General features: G+C 70.0%; 24 protein-coding genes. 13 read left to right on the forward strand and 11 right to left on the reverse strand.

The annotated features are described in order from the left end of the window. The first annotated feature begins 114 nt into the window (after nucleotides 1-114). Both thrS and Q8W67_RS09625 read left to right on the forward strand, forming a co-directional pair. The gene (thrS, locus tag Q8W67_RS09620) at nucleotides 115-2,142 is read left to right on the forward strand and encodes a threonine--tRNA ligase (RefSeq protein WP_305544350.1); all 2,028 of its coding nucleotides are present in this window, start codon (nucleotides 115-117) and stop codon (nucleotides 2,140-2,142) included. A 257-nt stretch (nucleotides 2,143-2,399) separates the two neighbouring features. Further along, nucleotides 2,400-3,482 (forward strand): diguanylate cyclase domain-containing protein, encoded by a 1,083-nt coding sequence (locus Q8W67_RS09625; protein WP_305544354.1) that lies wholly within the window; start codon nucleotides 2,400-2,402, stop codon nucleotides 3,480-3,482. A gap of 49 nt (nucleotides 3,483-3,531) precedes the next feature. Here Q8W67_RS09625 and Q8W67_RS09630 read toward each other — a convergent pair whose 3' ends face one another. The 5 genes from Q8W67_RS09630 to Q8W67_RS09650 all read right to left on the reverse strand — a co-directional run bounded on the left by Q8W67_RS09630 (nucleotide 3,532) and on the right by Q8W67_RS09650 (nucleotide 5,201). Further along, nucleotides 3,532-3,963 carry a hypothetical protein gene (locus tag Q8W67_RS09630; RefSeq protein WP_305544358.1) on the reverse strand — a complete coding sequence of 144 codons (432 nt, stop codon included), beginning with the start codon at nucleotides 3,961-3,963 and terminating at the stop codon, nucleotides 3,532-3,534. Nucleotides 3,964-4,064: 101 nt separating this feature from the next. Next, nucleotides 4,065-4,298, reverse strand: coding sequence for a hypothetical protein (locus tag Q8W67_RS09635; protein ID WP_305544360.1), 234 nt, complete (start codon nucleotides 4,296-4,298; stop codon nucleotides 4,065-4,067). Between the two features lie 138 nt (nucleotides 4,299-4,436). Continuing rightward, entirely contained in the window at nucleotides 4,437-4,691 is a 255-nt protein-coding gene (locus Q8W67_RS09640) for a hypothetical protein (RefSeq protein WP_305544363.1), read from the reverse strand. 83 nt (nucleotides 4,692-4,774) lie between these two features. Next, entirely contained in the window at nucleotides 4,775-4,960 is a 186-nt protein-coding gene (locus Q8W67_RS09645) for a hypothetical protein (RefSeq protein WP_050731805.1), read from the reverse strand. 34 nt (nucleotides 4,961-4,994) lie between these two features. Beyond that, nucleotides 4,995-5,201 carry a hypothetical protein gene (locus Q8W67_RS09650; protein WP_305544368.1) on the reverse strand — a complete coding sequence of 69 codons (207 nt, stop codon included), beginning with the start codon at nucleotides 5,199-5,201 and terminating at the stop codon, nucleotides 4,995-4,997. A gap of 380 nt (nucleotides 5,202-5,581) precedes the next feature. On the opposite strand from Q8W67_RS09650, the gene Q8W67_RS09655 reads away from it, so the two are divergent. The 5 genes from Q8W67_RS09655 (at nucleotide 5,582) to Q8W67_RS09675 (ending at nucleotide 8,544) form a co-directional block, all read left to right on the forward strand. Continuing rightward, a complete protein-coding gene (locus tag Q8W67_RS09655) occupies nucleotides 5,582-6,031 on the forward strand; it encodes a MucR family transcriptional regulator (RefSeq protein ID WP_305544371.1) in 450 nt (149 codons plus the stop codon). A 296-nt stretch (nucleotides 6,032-6,327) separates the two neighbouring features. Beyond that, a complete protein-coding gene (locus tag Q8W67_RS09660; RefSeq protein ID WP_305544688.1) occupies nucleotides 6,328-6,603 on the forward strand; it encodes a hypothetical protein in 276 nt (91 codons plus the stop codon). A gap of 477 nt (nucleotides 6,604-7,080) precedes the next feature. After that, complete coding sequence (locus Q8W67_RS09665; RefSeq protein WP_305544374.1) at nucleotides 7,081-7,443, forward strand: hypothetical protein; 363 nt, start codon at nucleotides 7,081-7,083, stop codon at nucleotides 7,441-7,443. Between the two features lie 341 nt (nucleotides 7,444-7,784). Next, complete coding sequence (locus tag Q8W67_RS09670; protein ID WP_305544377.1) at nucleotides 7,785-7,967, forward strand: hypothetical protein; 183 nt, start codon at nucleotides 7,785-7,787, stop codon at nucleotides 7,965-7,967. Nucleotides 7,968-8,244: 277 nt separating this feature from the next. Next, nucleotides 8,245-8,544: a PilZ domain-containing protein gene (locus Q8W67_RS09675; RefSeq protein ID WP_305544380.1), complete on the forward strand. Its 300-nt coding sequence runs from the start codon at nucleotides 8,245-8,247 to the stop codon at nucleotides 8,542-8,544. A 451-nt stretch (nucleotides 8,545-8,995) separates the two neighbouring features. Here the strand turns inward: Q8W67_RS09675 and Q8W67_RS09680 are convergent, their stop codons facing one another. Continuing rightward, entirely contained in the window at nucleotides 8,996-9,187 is a 192-nt protein-coding gene (locus Q8W67_RS09680) for a hypothetical protein (RefSeq protein ID WP_305544383.1), read from the reverse strand. Nucleotides 9,188-9,703: 516 nt separating this feature from the next. Between Q8W67_RS09680 and Q8W67_RS09685 the strand changes: the two genes are divergently transcribed. Next, complete coding sequence (locus Q8W67_RS09685) at nucleotides 9,704-10,192, forward strand: phasin (RefSeq protein ID WP_305544386.1); 489 nt, start codon at nucleotides 9,704-9,706, stop codon at nucleotides 10,190-10,192. 101 nt (nucleotides 10,193-10,293) lie between these two features. After that, nucleotides 10,294-10,536, forward strand: a complete 243-nt coding sequence (locus Q8W67_RS09690) for a hypothetical protein (RefSeq protein ID WP_305544389.1) — start codon at nucleotides 10,294-10,296, stop codon at nucleotides 10,534-10,536. Between the two features lie 269 nt (nucleotides 10,537-10,805). On the opposite strand, the gene Q8W67_RS09695 is transcribed toward Q8W67_RS09690, so the two are convergent. Beyond that, nucleotides 10,806-11,063 carry a hypothetical protein gene (locus tag Q8W67_RS09695; protein WP_305544392.1) on the reverse strand — a complete coding sequence of 86 codons (258 nt, stop codon included), beginning with the start codon at nucleotides 11,061-11,063 and terminating at the stop codon, nucleotides 10,806-10,808. 468 nt (nucleotides 11,064-11,531) lie between these two features. On the opposite strand from Q8W67_RS09695, the gene Q8W67_RS09700 reads away from it, so the two are divergent. Further along, a complete protein-coding gene (locus Q8W67_RS09700) occupies nucleotides 11,532-11,768 on the forward strand; it encodes a hypothetical protein (RefSeq protein ID WP_305544395.1) in 237 nt (78 codons plus the stop codon). A gap of 24 nt (nucleotides 11,769-11,792) precedes the next feature. Further along, nucleotides 11,793-11,951 carry a hypothetical protein gene (locus Q8W67_RS09705; RefSeq protein ID WP_305544398.1) on the forward strand — a complete coding sequence of 53 codons (159 nt, stop codon included), beginning with the start codon at nucleotides 11,793-11,795 and terminating at the stop codon, nucleotides 11,949-11,951. 250 nt (nucleotides 11,952-12,201) lie between these two features. Here the strand turns inward: Q8W67_RS09705 and Q8W67_RS09710 are convergent, their stop codons facing one another. From Q8W67_RS09710 to Q8W67_RS09725, 4 genes are all read right to left on the reverse strand, one after another. Continuing rightward, nucleotides 12,202-12,534 (reverse strand): hypothetical protein, encoded by a 333-nt coding sequence (locus tag Q8W67_RS09710; RefSeq protein ID WP_305544401.1) that lies wholly within the window; start codon nucleotides 12,532-12,534, stop codon nucleotides 12,202-12,204. Between the two features lie 73 nt (nucleotides 12,535-12,607). Further along, nucleotides 12,608-12,859, reverse strand: a complete 252-nt coding sequence (locus Q8W67_RS09715) for a hypothetical protein (RefSeq protein ID WP_305544404.1) — start codon at nucleotides 12,857-12,859, stop codon at nucleotides 12,608-12,610. An 88-nt stretch (nucleotides 12,860-12,947) separates the two neighbouring features. Beyond that, nucleotides 12,948-13,829 (reverse strand): hypothetical protein, encoded by an 882-nt coding sequence (locus tag Q8W67_RS09720; RefSeq protein WP_305544406.1) that lies wholly within the window; start codon nucleotides 13,827-13,829, stop codon nucleotides 12,948-12,950. A 75-nt stretch (nucleotides 13,830-13,904) separates the two neighbouring features. Further along, nucleotides 13,905-15,941, reverse strand: coding sequence for a molybdopterin oxidoreductase family protein (locus Q8W67_RS09725; protein ID WP_305544409.1), 2,037 nt, complete (start codon nucleotides 15,939-15,941; stop codon nucleotides 13,905-13,907). 106 nt (nucleotides 15,942-16,047) lie between these two features. On the opposite strand from Q8W67_RS09725, the gene Q8W67_RS09730 reads away from it, so the two are divergent. Together Q8W67_RS09730 and Q8W67_RS09735 are read left to right on the forward strand one after the other, a co-directional pair. Further along, a complete protein-coding gene (locus Q8W67_RS09730; RefSeq protein ID WP_305544412.1) occupies nucleotides 16,048-16,947 on the forward strand; it encodes a fatty acid desaturase in 900 nt (299 codons plus the stop codon). After that, nucleotides 16,944-17,957 (forward strand): alpha/beta fold hydrolase, encoded by a 1,014-nt coding sequence (locus Q8W67_RS09735; protein ID WP_305544415.1) that lies wholly within the window; start codon nucleotides 16,944-16,946, stop codon nucleotides 17,955-17,957. The genes Q8W67_RS09730 and Q8W67_RS09735 overlap by 4 nt, the downstream gene beginning before the upstream one ends. Nucleotides 17,958-17,988 lie beyond the last annotated feature (31 nt).

Here is a 17,988-nt window from a genome sequence, read left to right on the forward strand (position 1 = left end):
GGCCGGGACTGGCGCGCAACGCCGTTCCCTCTCGGAAGAAATCGGTCTAAACGGCCGCTCCCCGAAGACGCTTACCTGCCGCGTATGCAGGACTGAGCCTGGAGAGGCCGAACCATGCCGATTCTCACCTTCCCCGACGGCAACACGCGGGAGGTCGCCGCCGGCACCACCGGCCGCAGCGTGGTCGAGGGCATCGCCAAGTCGCTGGCCAAGCGCACCGTCGCCATGGCGCTCGACGGCACGGTCGCCGATCTCGACGATCCGATCGCCCACGACGCGCGCATCGAGTTTTTGGATCGCACCGACCCGCGCGCCCTGGAGCTGATCCGCCACGATTGCGCGCACGTGCTCGCCGAGGCCGTCCAGAGCCTTTGGCCCGAGACGCAGGTGACGATCGGCCCGGTGATCGAGAACGGGTTCTACTACGACTTCTACCGCGAGACCCCTTTCACGCCTGAGGACTTCCCGAAGATCGAGGCGAAGATGCGCGAGATCATCGCGCGCGATGCGCCCTTCACCAAGGAAGTCTGGACGCGCGAGGACGTGCGCGCGCTGTTCGCCGACAAACAGGAACAGTTCAAGGTCGAGCTGGTCGACGCGATCCCTCCGGGTGAGGACCTGAAGATCTACCGGCAGGGCGCGTGGTTCGACCTTTGCCGGGGCCCGCACATGACCTCGACCGCCAAGGTCGGCACCGCCTTCAAGCTCATGAAGGTCGCGGGCGCCTACTGGCGGGGCGATTCGAACAACCCGATGCTCACCCGCATCTACGGCACGGCCTGGGCGAACCAGGCCGATCTCGACGGCTACCTGCACCGGCTGGAGGAGGCCGAGCGCCGGGACCACCGGCGGCTCGGGCGCGAGATGGACCTGTTCCACTTCCAGGAGGAGGGGCCGGGCGTCGTCTTCTGGCACGCCAAGGGATGGACCATCTTCCAGGAGCTGATCGCCTACATGCGCCGGCGGCTGCGGGGCGACTATGCCGAGGTGAACGCCCCGCAGATCCTCGACAAGGCCCTGTGGGAGACCTCCGGCCACTGGGGCTGGTACCGGGAGAACATGTTCGCCGCGCAATCGGCGGGCGACGAGGCCGAGGACAAGCGCTGGTTCGCCCTCAAGCCGATGAACTGCCCGGGCCACGTGCAGATCTTCAAGCACGGCTTGAAATCCTACCGCGACCTGCCGCTGCGGCTCGCCGAGTTCGGCGTCGTGCACCGCTATGAGCCGTCCGGCGCCATGCACGGCCTCATGCGCGTGCGCGGCTTCACGCAGGACGATGCCCATGTCTTCTGCACCGAGGACCAGCTCGCCGACGAGTGCCTGAAGATCAACGACCTGATCCTCTCGACCTACGCGGATTTCGGCTTCGGCGAGATCGTCGTGAAGCTCTCGACGCGGCCCGAGAAGCGCGTCGGCTCCGACGCGCTCTGGGACCACGCCGAAGAGGTGATGACCCGGGTGCTGGCGCAGATCGAGGAACAGTCGGGCGGCCGGATCAAGACCGCGGTCAACCCGGGGGAGGGCGCCTTCTACGGGCCGAAATTCGAGTACGTCCTGCGCGACGCCATCGGCCGCGACTGGCAATGCGGCACCACGCAGGTGGACTTCAACCTGCCCGAGCGGTTCGGCGCCTTCTACATCGACGCCGATGGCACAAGGAAGCCGCCCGTCATGGTGCACCGGGCGATCTGCGGCTCGATGGAGCGCTTCACCGGCATCCTGATCGAGCACTTCGCCGGGCATTTCCCGCTCTGGCTCGCGCCGGTCCAGGTGGTGGTGGCGACGATCACCGGCGAGGCCGACGCCTATGCCCGGGACGTCGTGCGCGCCCTGGAGCGCGCGGGCCTGCGCGTCGAGGCGGATCTGCGCAACGAGAAGATCAACTACAAGGTCCGGGAACACTCGCTGGCCAAGGTGCCGGTTCTACTGGCTCTGGGCCGGCGCGAGGCCGAGGAGCGGACGGTCTCGATCCGCAGGCTCGGCAGCCCGCAGACCCGCACGCTCCCCCTCGCCGAGGCGGTGGCGGCCTTCGTCGCGGAGGCGACCGCGCCGGATCTCCGGCGGGCGCAGGCCGTGGCCGAGACGGTCCCGACCAGCGACACGGTCCTCGACGGGCACCACGGCGTGCACGACGCGCCCTGATGTTCCGGCAGCGCGATCGCAGCTTTGGACGGACAAGGCGGCGCGAAACGAGGTAAGGGCGACCGCCGTGGGAAGAAGTCACGGCGGTCATCCCGACATCACGCTCGATTCCGCCGGCTCGAAGCGCAACTCTAGGTGATCGATCTTTCGTGCGTGCCGGCGCCGAATCGTGAATATTTGTGAGGCGCAATCGCGATTGCCGCGCCTCCCCGGACGCACGTCGATTTCGTCAAGGTAGGCGAAAGGAATCCCATTCTATGACGCTCCGGAAGCAGTTTCCGATGGAGCGTCCAGCGGCCGAGCGGGGCATGGTCCCGGCCGGACGCTTGAAGGGGGTCGCCATGATGGCGCGAACGGGCAGGGTTTCGGCGAAGCGGGAGCGGCGCGAGCGCGGCCCGATCTTCGGTCCGCAGCCATATGGGCTCCGTCGAGACCGGCGGCTCGGCGCCAGGATCATCCGCGCGCTCGACAGCCTGCCGCACGGCTTCTGCCTGTTCGACGCCACCGACCGGCTGCTGTTCGTCAACGACGGCTACCGGCGCATCTTCGATCAGCCGGCCACGCAGGTGAGGCCCGGCATGCACGCCCGCACCCTGATCGCGGCGAACATCGCCAGGGGCCTCAAGGCGGGGCAGGATCCATCGGAGATCTGGGCGGAGCGGCGGCATATTCTCGCCCGGCGCGAAACCGGCTCCCTGCTGCAGACGCTCGTGGACGGGCGCCAGATCGCGATCACGCTCCAGCCGCAGGCGGCCGGCGGCTGGGTCGCGCTCTACGAGGACGTGACCGAGCGTTGCCGGGCGGAGTCGCTGCTGCGCTACATGGCCCACCACGATCCGCTGACCGGCCTGCCCAACCGCTACCTGTTCGAGGCCCGGCTCGACCGGGCCACCGCCGGTCCCGACAGCGGGGGCTGCGCCCTGCTCTGCATCGACCTCGACGATTTCAAGCCGGTCAACGACCGCTACGGCCACGCCGTGGGCGACGCGCTGCTTCGGCAGATGGCCGAGCGGCTCCGGGAGAGTCTCGGCGAGCGGGACACCGCCGCGCGCCTCGGCGGCGACGAGTTCGCCGTGCTCCTGGGCGATGCCACGGCGGAGACAGCGCTGGCCTTCGCGCAGCGCGTCCACGGACGGCTGGCCGAACCCTACGCAGTCGCCGCCGGGCAACCGGTCCGCGTCGGGGCCGCCATCGGCGTGGCCTGCGCTCCGCAGCACGCCTCCCGGGCGCTCGCGCTCGTCGAGCGGGCGGATGCTGCGATGTACGAGGCCAAGCGCCTCGGCCACCCCTGCCTGTGGAGCGACGCGCTCGGTTTCGGGCCGGCGCCGGCCGGCAGTTGATCACCGGCGGCCACGCGACTGCGCTCGACCTGGGCGGCCGATGCCGGGTTCACTGCGCCTTCTCGTGCTCCGCAAGACCGACAGCCTTGTAATCATAGGTCGGGTAAAACTCGGTGCGGTACGCCCCCCAGGCGGTGTCCTCCAGGACGCGGTTGACCTCGCGCAGGCGGGAGGCGGGCAGCCGCAGGGTGATGATCTGCCCGATGCCCATGACGACGTTCCAGGAGACGACCTCGATGCCCGGCGGCGGGAAGGCCTTGTAGAAACCCTGCCTGGCGAGTTCGTCGTTCAGCGCGGCCAGCGGACGCGACTGGTCGTGGCGGAGGAAGACCGTCAGAAGCACGGCGTTGTCGGGCGTGGCAGCGGCCGAGCCGACCTGAGGCGGGGGGGTCGTCTGGGCCGTCGCCGACCGCCCGGTGGCGAATACGAGCAGCACCAACGCCGCCATGAGGGACCCGGCCGCGATTCCTGAGCGTCTCATGCGATCGCCTCGATCCTCGGGCCGATATCGGCCCGGCAGCAACGCGCCGAGCGCCTACGCTATCCCGGCGCGGTCGCCCGGAACACGCTCCGCTGCCGCTCTCAGCCGGACTCGACATCGTACGACAGGCGGAGCCGCAGGCGGACGACCCCGTGCTCGTCGCGCACGGCGATCACGTAATCCTGCCGCACCTGCGGATCCGTGAGTCCCTGCGCGATCCGCGTCATCATGCGGACGGCCTGCGCCTGCGCCGCCGCCAGGTCGGGCAAGTCGAAGCCCTTACGGTCGCGAACGAGGTTGGCACCGTCGTGGAGATCGATGAAATAGCGGGGCACGGATCTGGCTCTGCGAGCACGTCAGCTTGCAAGGGTCGTGCTACGTTGTTTCTACGTAGTTTCTGATGATCGTCGGCCCAGTGTAGCCCGTGTCGCACCCGCAGCCCGGGACGAGAGCCCGGCGGGCGCCCGCCCGTTTCAGCCGCCCTGGAGGCTTTCGGCGAAGTCGTCCGGCACGTCGCCGAACTGGCCGAGGATCGTCACGCCCTCGAGTTCCCCGGTCTCGTCGTCGGCGACCACCTTCAGCGCCGCCGCGCCCGGCATGCGTCCGGCCAGGGCCTCGGCCTTCTTGAGAGCGCCGAACTCGCTCTGGGCCGGCTCCTGCCGGGCCGGCCGCAGCCGCTTCCGATGCAGTTCGAACGGCTGCACCACGAATGTCGTCTTCATCGCCATGCCGGTTCCTTTGAAGCACGCGGCGGCGTTGCGATAGAGCGATCACGACCGAATCGGACCGGGCGCGAGCCGGGCCCGGTCCGTCACAGGCTGCGCGTCGTGACCCCAAGCGCCAGCAGGGCGTAGGCGCCGATGAAGAACCATTGCCGGTGCGCCACCACCGTGCGCCCGACCATGGGGATGCGGGTGTAGAGGCTGGCGACAGCCAGGCCGATCAGCACGGCCGAGACGAGGAACGTGAGCAGGCGCGGGGCGGACAGCGTGGGCATGGCCCATGCTCGCGCCGGCACGGTTACGGGATCGTTAGCGATCGAGCCCGGGAACGCGGGGCCGCTCCGGCGTCAAAGGGCCGGTGGAGCCGGGCAGCAGCCCGACCTGGGCCAGCCACAGGGCCATGATCGCGCCCGCGATCAGGGTCGCGAGCGAGGCCAACCGGCCAGTCCAGCGCCGCGTCACGATCATGACAGTCAGGACGGCCAGGAGAGCGAGGAGGAGCGCGAGCATCAGCATGGCCGCGCAATGCCACGGCCGCGCGCCCGCGTCACCGAGAGGGAGAGGCCGCGGGGGGCGCGGCCCCGGACCGGGGGCTTCTTGGCCCGGGCCGTCGTCCGCCGGATCCGAATCACCAGCCGCAACGAGCCGGTGAGCCGTCGCCCGATCGGGCGCGGTGGAGAAACACTGCCACAGTCGATAGTCGATCGCCGATCGGCGCAGGATAGTTCACGCGTCAATGTTGCCAGAATTTCCGGGCCGGCGCAGGGAGCATGCCGACGGATCGTGCCCGGGATGCACCGCATCGAGCGGTTTTGTAACTTGCATTGGGGCGCCAAAAGTAGCAAATCGCCCGTGAGGGGCGCACCGGGAACCTTAAAGTGACAGAAGAAAAAATTGTGCACACTCTAGATTTCATCGAGCTGGCGGGTGATATCATCGCCGCCTACGTCTCGAACAATCCGGTTCCGGCCTCCGAGCTGCCGGCCCTGATCGCGCGCGTGCACGGCGCGATCGCAGGCCTCGCCTCCGGCGCGCCCATTCTCGAGACCGGGGCGGCCCCGCGCGCCGCCGTCGAGAAGCCGGGCCCGGCCCAGATCCGCAAATCGGTCCAGCACGACGGCCTCGTCAGCTTCATCGACGGCAAGACCTACAAGACGCTGAAGCGGCACCTGACCAGCCACGGCCTCGATCCGCGCAGCTACCGCGAGCGCTACGGCCTGCCCGCCGACTACCCGATGGTCGCCCCGAGCTACGCCGAGCAGCGCTCCGCCCTCGCCAAGGCGATCGGCCTGGGCCAGCCCGGCGCCATGGCCGAGCGCGAGCGCAAGGGCCGCAAGGCCGCGTGAATCGCGCGGAGGCGTCCGGCGGCGGCACTCCGCCGCGGCCGCCGCTCTAACCGCGATGCTGTTCTGGCGTGCGCGCCCTCCGGATCCATGATCCGCGAACCGCGCGCCGCCAGCCTCGACCCTTCATCGCCACGATGGATCGCCCGGCGCATCCGGATCACCGGCCTGCGCCAGGATCGTTGCCGCGCGGCAACACTGGTCAGGGACATCGCGCAACACGGACAAGCTGCCACACTCTGCACAAAGCTGATGCCCACGCCGGACACCGAGAGTGACAGGCGCGGGGTCGAAGCATGATGAAGCCAGAGCAGACGAGGCCGAGTTCGGTCGTGGCGTTCCCGGCGCATATCGCGCCCGCCGTGGCCGACGAGGATACGGCATCGGTGATCGCGGTGCTGCAGGACCAGCTCGCGCTCGCCCGCGAAGGCCGGTTGCGCTCGGTGGCGGTCGTCTCCGTCTCGGCGGACGGCGAGGCGATCGGCACGCAGTGGTCGTGCAAGGGCGCCGACATCACCAGCCTGATCGGCAAGCTGACCGTGCTCACCCACGACATGATGGCCGCCCGGAAGTGACAGACCGCCGTTGGAGCATGGTGCGGGGAGGTGGGATCCGGCTTTCCGGAACCGTCATGCGGCATCAGAGAGATGGAGCCTGATGCCGTTGCCGTGAGATGGAACCGGGCTCTCGAGCGATCTCGCCGACGGGGATGCCGGTTCGGCGCCAGAGAGCGCGTCGAAACAGGGCACGCGAGCGCGATGCCGTCTCACCGGAATGGCGTCACGCTTTGCATGTCCGGCCTCCTGTGGCGACTTCGGGAGACCGGATCCCGCGTCACGGATCATGCCCTGGACCGCTCACGGCACGCGGGATCGCGGTAGAGGCTCGGGCGCGTGCGTCGAAGCCTAACCGCGATCGGATGTCGCTTCGGCACATCCCGGGCCCCGGGGCGGCATCTTGCGGGGGTCGCCCTATTTCCGCTGCCGCGGGCGTGCCCGCACCGCTCCGCGCCATCGCGCGGCTGGGCTTCAGGACCGGAGGATCGCCCCAGGATGAGACGCGCCCTGCTCAACACCATACTGGCCGCGTCGACCCTGTCCTGCGCCGCCGCAGCCGCCGAGGACGACAAGCGGACCGAGACCATCGCGGGGCTGGTGCGGATCGTCGGCGCACAGGCGGGCATCGTCCTGTATTGCCGCAAGTTCCACTCCGTCGACGATGCGGTCTCGGAGGGATTGTCCCGGACCGTCCGCCGGGCCCTCGACACCGCGGTCGGCCGCCGTCAGGCCGAGGCCGCCATCGCCGAGGAGGGCCGACGCGTCGCCAAGGAGATCGAGGCGGTGGGCGCCGAACAATGGTGCGCCGACCAGCGCGACATCCTCAATACCGACGGCGTCCGGGTCTTCATCGACTGAATCCTCACCCGGCAGTCCCTGACCTCTCGGGGCCGCCGGGGGCTCTTGCCCCCTCGGGCGGGATCCGACGGCCTCGAAACGCGCCTGTCGTTTGGAGGCCACAGCGGGGAGCCGAAATCCGAAAGGGGTCGGCCGCAGGCGGCCAATCTGGCACCGCCGGGACCAGATGTCGGCGATGCAAGCGTCCTCGCGGTCTGCAGTGCAGAACAGATTATCTCCTTGTTCCGCCTTCGAACGTCTGTCATGTTTCGATGACAGACGACATTAAACAGATCACGCCGGCTGTGATCGTCCACCTAAGAGCCTCAAGGGCCGAGGTGCCGGCGTAGGAGGATTACGCCATGTCCAGACCGATCTACATCGCCATCGCCCTCGTCGTATGCGGCGTGGCGCTCACGGTGTTTGCCTTCACCCGCGCGCCCCGATCGAAAGAATTCGCCGGGTGGGACGTGATGTTCATGAGCGGGATCGGCGCCGTGGCGCTCGGCTTCCTGGCGACCCTGGTCGAGGTGGTGACCGGGTAGGCGGCTGTCGAAGCAGACGCCGCTCCGTCCGGGCGTGCCTCGACGACGGGCGTCCCTGCGAGAAATTGGCTCGGCGCAGAGCGGTGGCGGCCTCCCGGCCTGCCGCCGCTTTGGTGGCCGGACGCCAAATCTCTGACCCATGGGTGAAGATTGCCCATGAGCAGGCGAACACTGCGATTCACAGCTTGTTGTGGATCGCGAGAATCCGATGCTTTTCGAAGATCAATTTTGAAACTGATTCGCCGATCCTCCGCCCACCGATTTCCATGAGGCGGCGATGTTTGAACGACGCAGCACCCCGCGGACGCTCCTGAACGAGACCGGCAGCATTTCGGTCGACGAGCATCGAAGCCTGCCCTGTATCGTGTACGATCGCTCCGCAGGCGGCGTCCGCGTCGCGCTGCCGGACGCCGACATCGTCCCGGACCGGTTCGTGCTCAGCATCGATGCGAGCAACGAGTTCCTCATCTGCCAGGCAGTATGGCGCAAGGCCGAGGAGATCGGGGCCATGACGGACGAGCCGGAGGTCGGATGGTCGACCCGGCCGAGCATCCGGCGCGAACCGGAGCCGGCCTGACGCCCCGGCAACGCGCGATCCTACGTCTTTGCGTTGGGGCACTTCCCGAACTGAAACGGTCGCCGCAGAGCGCGCGGTGCGGTTTTTGCGCACCCGGGTGCTTCGTGCGCGGGCGGAACGCGGCCCGGGCTTCGGCTCAGGACGATGCGATGCCCGTGAAACAACGGGATTGCCAATAGGTCCTGTGCCCTTTGGCGGGTGATCGGCGCAGAGCCCGGCGGACGCCGGCGTTCGTCCAGCAACCACAGAAGGTCACGGAGCCATTGGATCCAGGACGTCTGAATCGGAGACCACGATAAGCTAGCGTACGCCCCGGGCCGCCTGCGATGAGACGTCCAAGAGCCTCGGCTGGAAAGCCGGCGGCCGCGTCTCGTGGCGATGCCCTGGAGCCTTATGGGGTCTGCGAAAACAGCGCAGGCTGCCGAACCGTGTGGCCCGATCGGGCGCCGGCTCACTCCCAATCGATATCCAGCGACCGCTCGAATGCGGCCGCGGACATCTCCTTGCCCTTCGGATCGGCCACCGTGATCTCGCGGAAACCGCGCCGGGCGAGTTCCCAGGTCTTTTCCATGGCCTGCTCGTCGGTCCCGCACGCGAAGGTCATGACGCGGCCGGACGGATCGATCCCCTTGACGGTGAACACGACGCTCTCCTTGCTCTCCGGTGAGCATATAGCGCTGCGGGCCCGATCCCGCCTCCTGCGGATCCGGGACCCGCGAGGCCGGCGCCGCGTTGCCATGGGGCAGGAAGGCCCCGGATGACGGACGCACCCCACCCAACGCCTAAGCAGACTTGCGTCGGCAGGCCAGCGCGAGCCGGCTCGGGTTCTGGGAGCGAGCCCAGGTTTTTGACGCAAAACCGCAGCACACCTTTGCGATACCGGCTCGGATCGGAACGGGACCCGCGCCCCGTCCGATCCGGGGGGAAGGCCGGCGGAAGCCGAGCCGGCCCCTTCGGACGAGCCGTCGGCGGTCGCGACCGGCACCCGGGAGGTCGGGCGGTCGCAGAAGGGCGACGGCGAGGACGCGGTCGTCCGGCGCGAGACCGGGATCCGGGCGGTCCGGGCGGCGGCTTCCCCGCCCATCCCTGGACGATCGACCTCGTGCAATGCGCAATCAACAGGGCCGCAGCAGGATGCGGGGCCCACAGGAGTCCAACCATGGCGAACATTCCCGGCTACGAGGTCCCGCCTCAGATGCGCGACCTCGCCGAATCCAGCCTCGATCAGGCCCGCAAGGCCTTCGGGAGCTTCATCGCCGCCGCGCGGCGTACGACCGATACCGTCCAGGATTCGGCCGAGTTCGCGCGCACCAACGCGCAGGACATGTATGCCCGCGGCCTCGGTTACGCTGAGCAGAACGTCCAGGCCGCGTTCGACCTGGCCCAGAAGCTCGCGGCCGCGCGCTCCCTCTCCGAGGCGACGCAGATCCAGGCCGAGTACGTGCGCGAGCGCTTCGCGGCGATGCAGGCCCAGGCGAAGGAGATGGGGGGCCTCGCCCAAGCGGCGATGCAGCAGGGCGCAGAGCGCGCCGGAACGGCCATGCAGCAGGGCGCCGAGGCGACCCGCAAGGCGGTGGAGCAGGGGCAGAATGCGGCCCAGCAGATGGGCCACGAGGCGCAACAGGCCGTCGAGAAGGCGACGCACTGATCGCAGGCCGGAGGCAGCGGGCTCCTCGGGGCCGCCGTCCAGGGTCGTGGGCCGGCGACGCGTCCGAGTGCCGCCGGTCGTATCGGAACGCGGAGTTGCGAATGATGTACGGCGAGGTCGGCCGTCTGGCGGACGAGGGGCTCCGGCTGAGCATGTGCCAGGCGGAGAATGCCGCCCTTCTCGCGGTGGCGGCGCAGTATGCTTGGCTGGACCTCTGCGTCGAAACCTGCCGGGCGGCGGGCGCAGCCTTGAGCGCCGAGATGGAGCAGCAGGCGCGCACGCGCCGTCTCATCCGGCGTGGCGTCTCGCCCATGGCCGCCGCCCAGGAATTACGCATCGTCTAGAGCCGCCCCCGAAAGGTGGGGGCCGGCTTTCGGACATCGCGGATGCAAGATCGAAGGCCCGGAGCCTCGTCCTGGATCCGATAGCCGGAGCGGTGCGCTCGTTCCCTGCGGGGCGTGTTCCACCGGCTTCGCGATGCGGCGTCATCCGGGGTCGTTGCTACGGCTGGCCGCGTTCGTCCCGCCCACCGCGACGCCGGACCGGGCGGCTCAGGCGCCGATACCCCGGCGGAGGGGTATCCACTCCGCCGGCGAATGCTCGGGACGCGCGCTCAGCGAACCGCTTCCATCGAGGCCTGGACCATCGGCCGTTCGACGGCCGAGACCGTCCGGTGGCTTCCGGTTCCGATGCCCCGAACGGGCTGGGGCGTGGTGGTCAGGTCGCCGACCGGGTGGACCTGCTGCGCGGCGCGGGCCTGATCCCGATACAGCGGCGGCGTCAGGTGCAGACGGTCATCCGCGGCGGCGGGACCGGTGAAGAGGGCGGCCGAGGTGAGCGCGGCCGACGCGAGGACGAAGATCGTGCGCATGGTGCGACTCCGGTTCGATCGCGGGGTGCGATCGGCAAACCCTATGAGAGCATGCTTTTGTGCGATGCGGTATGCTGATTGCGCATTGCACCATAGCGCAGATCCGGAACGGTTTTGCAGTGATCGTCCCAATGACCCATGGACAATCCGGTTTCTCGACGGCCGCCGTCATGCATTCAGCTCAAATGAACTAAATTTCCACTGATGAACTCTCAAATGAAAATTGAGACGGCGAGAGATTTAATTTTGCCCCACTGCAGCCGCGCCGGTTCGATCGCCGTTCCGCTGCCTCTGCGGGGATCTGGTCGCGGGATTACGAAACGGGCGGGTATGCGGGCGGCCGCATGCGCGGGAACCGTGTCGCGGCTTCGTGATGGCGCCGATACGAATCGGCAATGCGTTCGCCGGATCCGCGTCACACGGCTGCGCGAGACCCACGCCCATTCCAGAGCCTCCCGGAGCGACAGCATGGCGCCCGCCGACCTCGACAAGCGCGCCGAGCTGACCGTGTGGCCGAGCCGTTCGCTCGGCCGCTCCGCGGAGGGTCGTCCGTTCGCGACCCTGCGCGAGGCCCTCGCAGCCGCGGCCGAGGATGCGCAACCCTGGATCATCACCGAGGCCGGCGACATCCTCTCGCCGCGCTGGATCCGGGCGAACAGTCCTCCCGCCCCCTGCAGCAGTCGAATTTTCAACGTCCGCGCGTAATCCGGCCCCTTTGCACGCATCGGTTTGTCGCGCCCCGGCGTTGAGGGCGGTGAACTGCCCGACGACCGGGCAGAGCGAACCGAGGAAACGGAGGCCACAATGCTGAAGGGCGGACTTCTCTGGCTGCTGGGGATCCCGATCCCGATCATCCTGCTGCTGTGGTTCCTCGGCGTGTTTCACTGAGCGCCTTTCACAGGACGCCCTCTGCGCCGGGCCTTGCAGGCGAAGAACTCTCGGTGATCGAGAGTTTCACGAGGTCCTACCGGCATCATTGGCCGGAGCCGTCACCGGTTCGACAGCGAACGTGATGCAAGAGCAAGCACCTGAGCGGACGTGCTTCCGGTACGCCCCCTCAGGACGTGGCGATTCAGGAAAAATGCCGGGTCGGCGGCCCTGCCTGCCGGATCGGCGAACCGCCCCGGCGCGGTCCCGTTCAGCACCCGATGCAGATGTCGTGCACCACATGCTCGTGCCGGGGCCCGGTGCGCTGGTTCGGAAGCCGGCCATCGGTCGATGGAAAACCGCTGCCGAGCGTGGGAATCCGCCTGCGGCCGCCGGTCAGGTCCGCCGTGGTCGGGAGCGGTGTCGGGGCGGACGGGGCTGTCTCGGGCAGCGGCGCAACGGGGGGAGCGCCGCTCGCGATGCCGGGATCGGCGAGCGGGATCGCCATCCCCTGCACCGGGCGCGCCGATGCGAATTCGCCGGCATGGGCGGGCAACGGCGCGACGGCCAGGGCCGCGAGGACGAGGCGACACCGCACCCGCATAGCGCAATCTCCGAGGCTCTCCCCTCGCACTGCAGGGAAGCCGGCGCGTCGAGACGCGCTGGCCGGGCGGTCCTTAGTACGACCGGCCATAAAAGGGTTTGGATACCGGATGATAGCGGTCGCCGACCGGCCAAGTATACGGCTGGTCTTTCCCCATATGCATGCCGGACCTGAACCTCGGCTCGTTGAAACCGATGCCGTGAAGCCCGCCGGCGTGGACTTTGGCGCCTCGGGCCGGGGAGCCGGCCTCACGCGCCATGGTGACACCCGACCCCCCCAGAACCAGAACGGCCGCGAGCGAGACGCGGCCCAGCATGACGGTCATCCCCGCCTCCTGTCCCGGCCGAATTGCCGGCACAAAATGAACGACGGCTCACCTCTGCAGTTCCGCCCGGGGTCACGGCTCCGAATCGTCAGAACGTGCCGGCCCCGGCGAGGCAGGCCTCCGCGATCGCACCGCCGCAGACATCTGTGGTCCGGCTCGCCGCAGCCGCCCCACCGATGCCGGCACCGCCGGTCGATCCGCCGCCGGCCGCGCTCGTCCCCTGGACCTTGTCAAGACCCCGGCTCGTCACCGCGTTCGAGCCGGTCGCAATCCCCGCTCCGCTGGCCGCCCCACCGTTGCCGGAGGGCGGCACGACGACCGGTATGGCGGCGGAATTGGCCGCGAACCCGGCGCTGCTCGCGACCGCACCGCCGACGGCGGAGGTGACCAGGCCCGCATTCGAAGGGGCGCCGGTCATGAACCCGATGCTGCCGACGGAGGTCGTCGTGAGGGAGGTCGAGGCGGACCCGAAGCCCAGGCCCGCGGTGAGACCCGATCCGATCCCGAGCCCCGTCAGGCCGAAGCTCGAAGACAGGGTGTTGCCCGAGATCGCGCCGAGGGCGGCGTTCGTGGAGGTGCCGAATCCGTTCCGCGTCCCGGCCGCGCCGATGGTATTGCCGGTGCCGGTCGAGCCGCGCGACGCCGTGAGACCGACGCCGCCGGTCAGACCGGCCCCCGTGAGGCCGAGTTGGCCTGCGCTGCTCCCGCCGGCGGGCGGTCCGATGCCGCCACCGCCGCCTGCGCCGCTCAGGCTCAGCTGGCCGGCATTCACCAGCCCACCGGTCTGGGCCGACAGGGTTGGAAAGGGACCGGTCGAGGACGAGCCGCCGAGGCTGAGCTGCCCTGGATTGGCGATCGCCGTGATCGGCTCCAGCGAGGCCGAGGCGGGGACTGTCGCGGTGGCGGACAGGCTCTGCGCGCCGGCCGAAGTGGCGATCGGCAGCAGCAGGGCGGCGAGGATAGCCCGCATGACGGTCTCCGCGAGAAGGACTGTCGGGAGCCAACCGCGCCGATTCGGACGGGTTCCGCCGGTGCGCGCCCGCCGTCAGGCCGCCCGGACCCACACCGCGGTGTCGTGGAAGGTGGCCCCGTCGTTGGGGGCGGCCGGCGTGTCGCCGATCAGCGCGTTGATGCCGCCTCCGCCCGCGAAGGCCGCGCTCGGCCACAGGCTCTCGACCACGACGATCCCGGGCGGCTGCCCCTCCGCGAGGCGCGCGTGCAGCCGCACCCGGCCGCGGGCATTGCCGAGTTCCACGGGGTCGCCGGTGGCGATCCCGAGCCGCGCGCCGTCCTCGGGGTGGAGCAGGCAGGTCGGGCGCCCCTCCCGCCGAATCGACTCGGGCAGGTTGGTGAAGGTCGTGTTGAGGAACTGGCGGGCCGGCGGCGCGACCAGGCGGAACGGATGCTCCGGGCCGGCCGGCTCCGCCACCGCCCAATGGTCGGGCAGGGCCGGCATCCCGGCCGCGCGCGGCCCGAGGGACGCCCAGTCCGGACCGAACCGGAAGCGCCCGTCCGGATGGCCGAAACCGGTGAGGAAATGGCTTTCGGCGAAGCCCGGCTGCGCGTCGATCCAGCGCTCCCGTTCGAGCCGATCGAGGCCGCCCCAGCCCGAGCGGGCCAGGGTGGCGTCGGCGAGGTCCCGCGCGCTCAGGCGGAAGCCCGCGTGCTCGGCCCCGAGCCGGCCGGCGAGATCGGCCAGCAGGTCGTGGTTCGAGCGGCACGCGCCGGGCGGTTCCAGGATTGCGGGCCCCGACTGGATGTGGCTATGGCCGCCGGCCCCGTAGATGTCGTCGTGCTCCAGGAAGGTGGTTGCCGGCAGCACGATGTCGGCGAGAGCGGCGGTCTCGGTCATGAACTGCTCGTGGACGGCCACGAACACGTCCGGCCGCATCAGGCCCGCGCGCACGCGGTTGCTGTCGGGCGCGGACGCCGCCGGGTTCGCAGACTGGATCAGCAGGGCGCGCACCGGCGGGCCGCCCTGCAGCGCCTCGGGATCCTCGGCCAGCACCGCGCCGATCCGGCTCATGTCGAGTTCGCGCACCCCAGGAGTCTTGGCGTCGAGCCCTTCGGTCAGGCTCTTGTCCCAGTTGAAGATCGCGGCGTTCTGCCAGAGCGCTCCCCCGCCTTCGTGCTGCCAGGCACCGGTCACGGTGGGCAGGCAGGTCACCGCGTGCAGGTTCACGGCGCCGTTGCGCGTCCGGGTGAAGCCGAAGCCGCAGCGGATGTAGCTGCGCGGCGTCGCGCAGTAGAGCGCCGCGAAGGCCTCGATCGCCGCCGCGTCGAGGCCGGTGATCGAAGCCGCCCAGTCGGGCGTGCGTGTGGCGAGGTGCGCCTCCAGCGCCGCCGTGTCCTCGGCATGGGCCGCTAGGTAGGCTCGGTCGGCGTAGCCGTCGCGGAACAGGACGTGGAGCACCGCGCAGGCCAGCGCCCCGTCGGTCCCGGGCCTGGGCGCGAGGTGGAGGTCGGCCGCCGCCGCGGTGCCGGTGCGGTAGGGATCGATCACCACGAGCTTGGCGCCCCGCGTCTTGCGGGCCCGGCTGATGTGGCCCATCGCGTTGACCTGGGTGCTCACCGGGTTGCCGCCCCAGACCACGATCAGGTCGGAGAGCGCCATCTCGCGCGGGTCCGGCCCGGCGATGCGGCCGACCCCGGCGCTCCAGCCGGCGGCGGCGATGGCCGTGCAGATGGTGCGCTTGCGTCGCGAGTAGCCCATCACGTGCGTCAGCCGGTGGATGCCGTCGCGCTGGACGAGGCCCATGGTGCCGCCGGAATTGTACGGCCAGACCGCCTCGGGGCCGTGGCGCTCGGCAGCCTCCGTGAAGGCCGCCGCCACGCGGTCGACAGCCGCGTCCCAGGAGATCTCCCGCCACCGGCCGCCGCCCTTCGGACCGACGCGCTCGAGCGGGTGCAGGATCCGGTCCGGGTGGTGGACGCGCTCGCCGTAGCGGCTCACCTTGGCGCAGATCACGCCGGCGGTGTACGGGTTGTCGCCGCCCCGGACCGAGACGACCCGGCCGTCGGCCACCTGCACGTCGAGGCTGCAGGCGGAGGGGCAATCGTGCGGGCAGACGGTCCGGACCAAGCGACGAACTCCCAGGCGATTCAGGCGCGGCGCAGGCACGGATGATGCAAGCACCGTGCTTTTTTGAGGCTCCGTCAAGCCTCACGGACAAGTCGGAAGGCGATCTATGACGGCGGCCAGCGGACGGATCCTCACGGGTGCGGAGTTGAAGGCGCTGTCGCGGCGCTCGGACCTGTGCGGCGCCCTGCAGCTGTCCGCGCACGGGCTGATGCTGGCGGGCACCGGCTGGCTGGTCTGGCGGGCCGGGCCCTGGACGCTCCTACCGGCCATGCTGCTGCTCGGCATCGTCCAGGCGGCCCTGTTCGCGCCGATCCACGAGACCATGCACCTGACCGCGTTCCGGTCGCGGCGCGCCAACACGGTCGTCGGCTGGCTGGCCGCATGCCCGTCGCTCCTGAACTGGCACTTCTACACGGCCTTCCACCTCGCCCACCACCGCCACACCCAGGATCCCGAGCGCGACCCGGAACTGGCGGCGCTGCCGCCCTCGACACTCGACGCCTATCTCTGGCGCGTGCTGGCGCTGCCCTACTGGCGCACACGGCTCCAGGTGGCGTGGGCCGGCCTGCGCGGCGACCTCTCCGCCTATCCCTACATCACCGAGCGCGCCGCGCCGCGCATCGTCCGTTCGCTCCGGCTGATGTGCGCCTTCGTGCTCGCCGGCTCGGCGCTGGCGATGGTGCGGGTCGGCTGGTGGGCGCCCCTGGTGTTCTGGATCGGCCCGCAGTTCCTCGGGCAGCCGTTCCTGCGGCTCTACCTGCTCGCCGAGCACACGCTCTGCACGATGGACGACAACGGACTGACCAACACCCGCACGACCTTGACCAACGGCCTGATGCGGCTGCTCATGTGGAACATGCCATTCCACACCGAGCACCACCTCTATCCGTCGATCCCGTTCCACCGCCTGCCGGAGGCCCACGCCGCGATGCGCGCGCGGCTCGGCGTGCTGCAGCGCGGCTACGCGCGCTGGCACGTCGGCTACGTGCGGACCCTGCGCCCGTGACCGGCTGGCCGACCGCCACCGGAACCTTCGCCCTCGGCGATCTGCCCCTCCAGTCCGGCGCGGTGATGCCGGGCGCGCAGCTCCGCTGGAAGACGCACGGGACCCTGGCGCCCGCGCGCGACAACGTGGTGCTCTACCCGACGAGCTACGCGGCCCGGCACCCGGACATCGAATGGCTGATCGGACCCAACGGGGTGCTCGATCCGGGGCGCTGGTTCATCGTCATCCCGGACATGTTCGGCAACGGCCTGTCGTCGAGCCCGTCGAACAATCCGGACTGGCCGGGCCTCGTCACCGCCTGGGACAACGTCCACGCCCAGAGCCGCCTGCTCGCCGAGATCTGGGGGATCGAGCGTCTGCACGCGGTCTACGGATGGTCCATGGGGGCGCAGCAGGCCTACCATTGGGCGGCCCTGTTCCCGGAGCGCGTCGCCCGGGCGGTCGTCAATTGCGGCAGCGCCCGCACCGCAATCCACAACCGTGTCTTCCTCAAAGGCCTGATGGCGGTGCTGGAGGCGGCCCCCGAGCATCGCGGCGACGGGCGTTTCGCGGCCGAACCCGCGGGCGCCCTGCGGGCCTTCGGGCGCATCTACGCCGGCTGGGCGCTGAGCCAGGATTTCTACCGGGCGGACCTGCACCGCACCGCGCTGGGCGCGCCCGATCTCGACACCTTCCTGCGCACCGACTGGGAGGAGCGCTTCGCCCGCCGCCCGGCCGCCGACCTCTACGCGCAGCTTTGCACCTGGGAGGCCGGCGACATCAGCCGCGACCCGCGCTACGGCGGCGACCTGGGGCGGGCGCTCGGCGCGATCACCGCCCGGGTGCTGCTGATGCCCGGAGAGACCGACCTGTACTTCAGGGTCGCCGACAACGAAGCCGAGCTGCCGCACCTGCGCGACGGGGTGCTGCGGCCGATCCCGAGCCTCTGGGGCCACCGGGCGGGAAATCCCTCGCACAACCCGGCCGACGCCGCGTTCCTGCGCGAGACCGTGCGGGCCGTCTTCGAATAACCGCGGCGGCTTCTTCGAAGAACCGGCCTTC

This window comes from Methylobacterium sp. NEAU K (assembly GCF_030700285.1).
Classification (GTDB): Bacteria; Pseudomonadota; Alphaproteobacteria; order Rhizobiales; family Beijerinckiaceae; genus Methylobacterium.

What these genes read in the sequence shown, in the direction of transcription:
- thrS (WP_305544350.1), top strand. Translation starts at nt 115, where the DNA reads ATGCCGATTCTCACCTTCCCCGACGGCAACACGCGGGAGGTCGCCGCC.
- Q8W67_RS09625 (WP_305544354.1), top strand. Translation starts at nt 2,400, where the DNA reads ATGACGCTCCGGAAGCAGTTTCCGATGGAGCGTCCAGCGGCCGAGCGG.
- Q8W67_RS09630 (WP_305544358.1), bottom strand. Translation starts at nt 3,963, where the DNA reads ATGAGACGCTCAGGAATCGCGGCCGGGTCCCTCATGGCGGCGTTGGTG.
- Q8W67_RS09640 (WP_305544363.1), bottom strand. Translation starts at nt 4,691, where the DNA reads ATGGCGATGAAGACGACATTCGTGGTGCAGCCGTTCGAACTGCATCGG.
- Q8W67_RS09645 (WP_050731805.1), bottom strand. Translation starts at nt 4,960, where the DNA reads ATGCCCACGCTGTCCGCCCCGCGCCTGCTCACGTTCCTCGTCTCGGCC.
- Q8W67_RS09650 (WP_305544368.1), bottom strand. Translation starts at nt 5,201, where the DNA reads ATGCTGATGCTCGCGCTCCTCCTCGCTCTCCTGGCCGTCCTGACTGTC.
- Q8W67_RS09660 (WP_305544688.1), top strand. Translation starts at nt 6,328, where the DNA reads ATGAAGCCAGAGCAGACGAGGCCGAGTTCGGTCGTGGCGTTCCCGGCG.
- Q8W67_RS09665 (WP_305544374.1), top strand. Translation starts at nt 7,081, where the DNA reads ATGAGACGCGCCCTGCTCAACACCATACTGGCCGCGTCGACCCTGTCC.
- Q8W67_RS09670 (WP_305544377.1), top strand. Translation starts at nt 7,785, where the DNA reads ATGTCCAGACCGATCTACATCGCCATCGCCCTCGTCGTATGCGGCGTG.
- Q8W67_RS09675 (WP_305544380.1), top strand. Translation starts at nt 8,245, where the DNA reads ATGTTTGAACGACGCAGCACCCCGCGGACGCTCCTGAACGAGACCGGC.
- Q8W67_RS09685 (WP_305544386.1), top strand. Translation starts at nt 9,704, where the DNA reads ATGGCGAACATTCCCGGCTACGAGGTCCCGCCTCAGATGCGCGACCTC.
- Q8W67_RS09690 (WP_305544389.1), top strand. Translation starts at nt 10,294, where the DNA reads ATGATGTACGGCGAGGTCGGCCGTCTGGCGGACGAGGGGCTCCGGCTG.
- Q8W67_RS09695 (WP_305544392.1), bottom strand. Translation starts at nt 11,063, where the DNA reads ATGCGCACGATCTTCGTCCTCGCGTCGGCCGCGCTCACCTCGGCCGCC.
- Q8W67_RS09700 (WP_305544395.1), top strand. Translation starts at nt 11,532, where the DNA reads ATGGCGCCCGCCGACCTCGACAAGCGCGCCGAGCTGACCGTGTGGCCG.
- Q8W67_RS09710 (WP_305544401.1), bottom strand. Translation starts at nt 12,534, where the DNA reads ATGCGGGTGCGGTGTCGCCTCGTCCTCGCGGCCCTGGCCGTCGCGCCG.
- Q8W67_RS09715 (WP_305544404.1), bottom strand. Translation starts at nt 12,859, where the DNA reads ATGACCGTCATGCTGGGCCGCGTCTCGCTCGCGGCCGTTCTGGTTCTG.
- Q8W67_RS09720 (WP_305544406.1), bottom strand. Translation starts at nt 13,829, where the DNA reads ATGCGGGCTATCCTCGCCGCCCTGCTGCTGCCGATCGCCACTTCGGCC.
- Q8W67_RS09730 (WP_305544412.1), top strand. Translation starts at nt 16,048, where the DNA reads ATGACGGCGGCCAGCGGACGGATCCTCACGGGTGCGGAGTTGAAGGCG.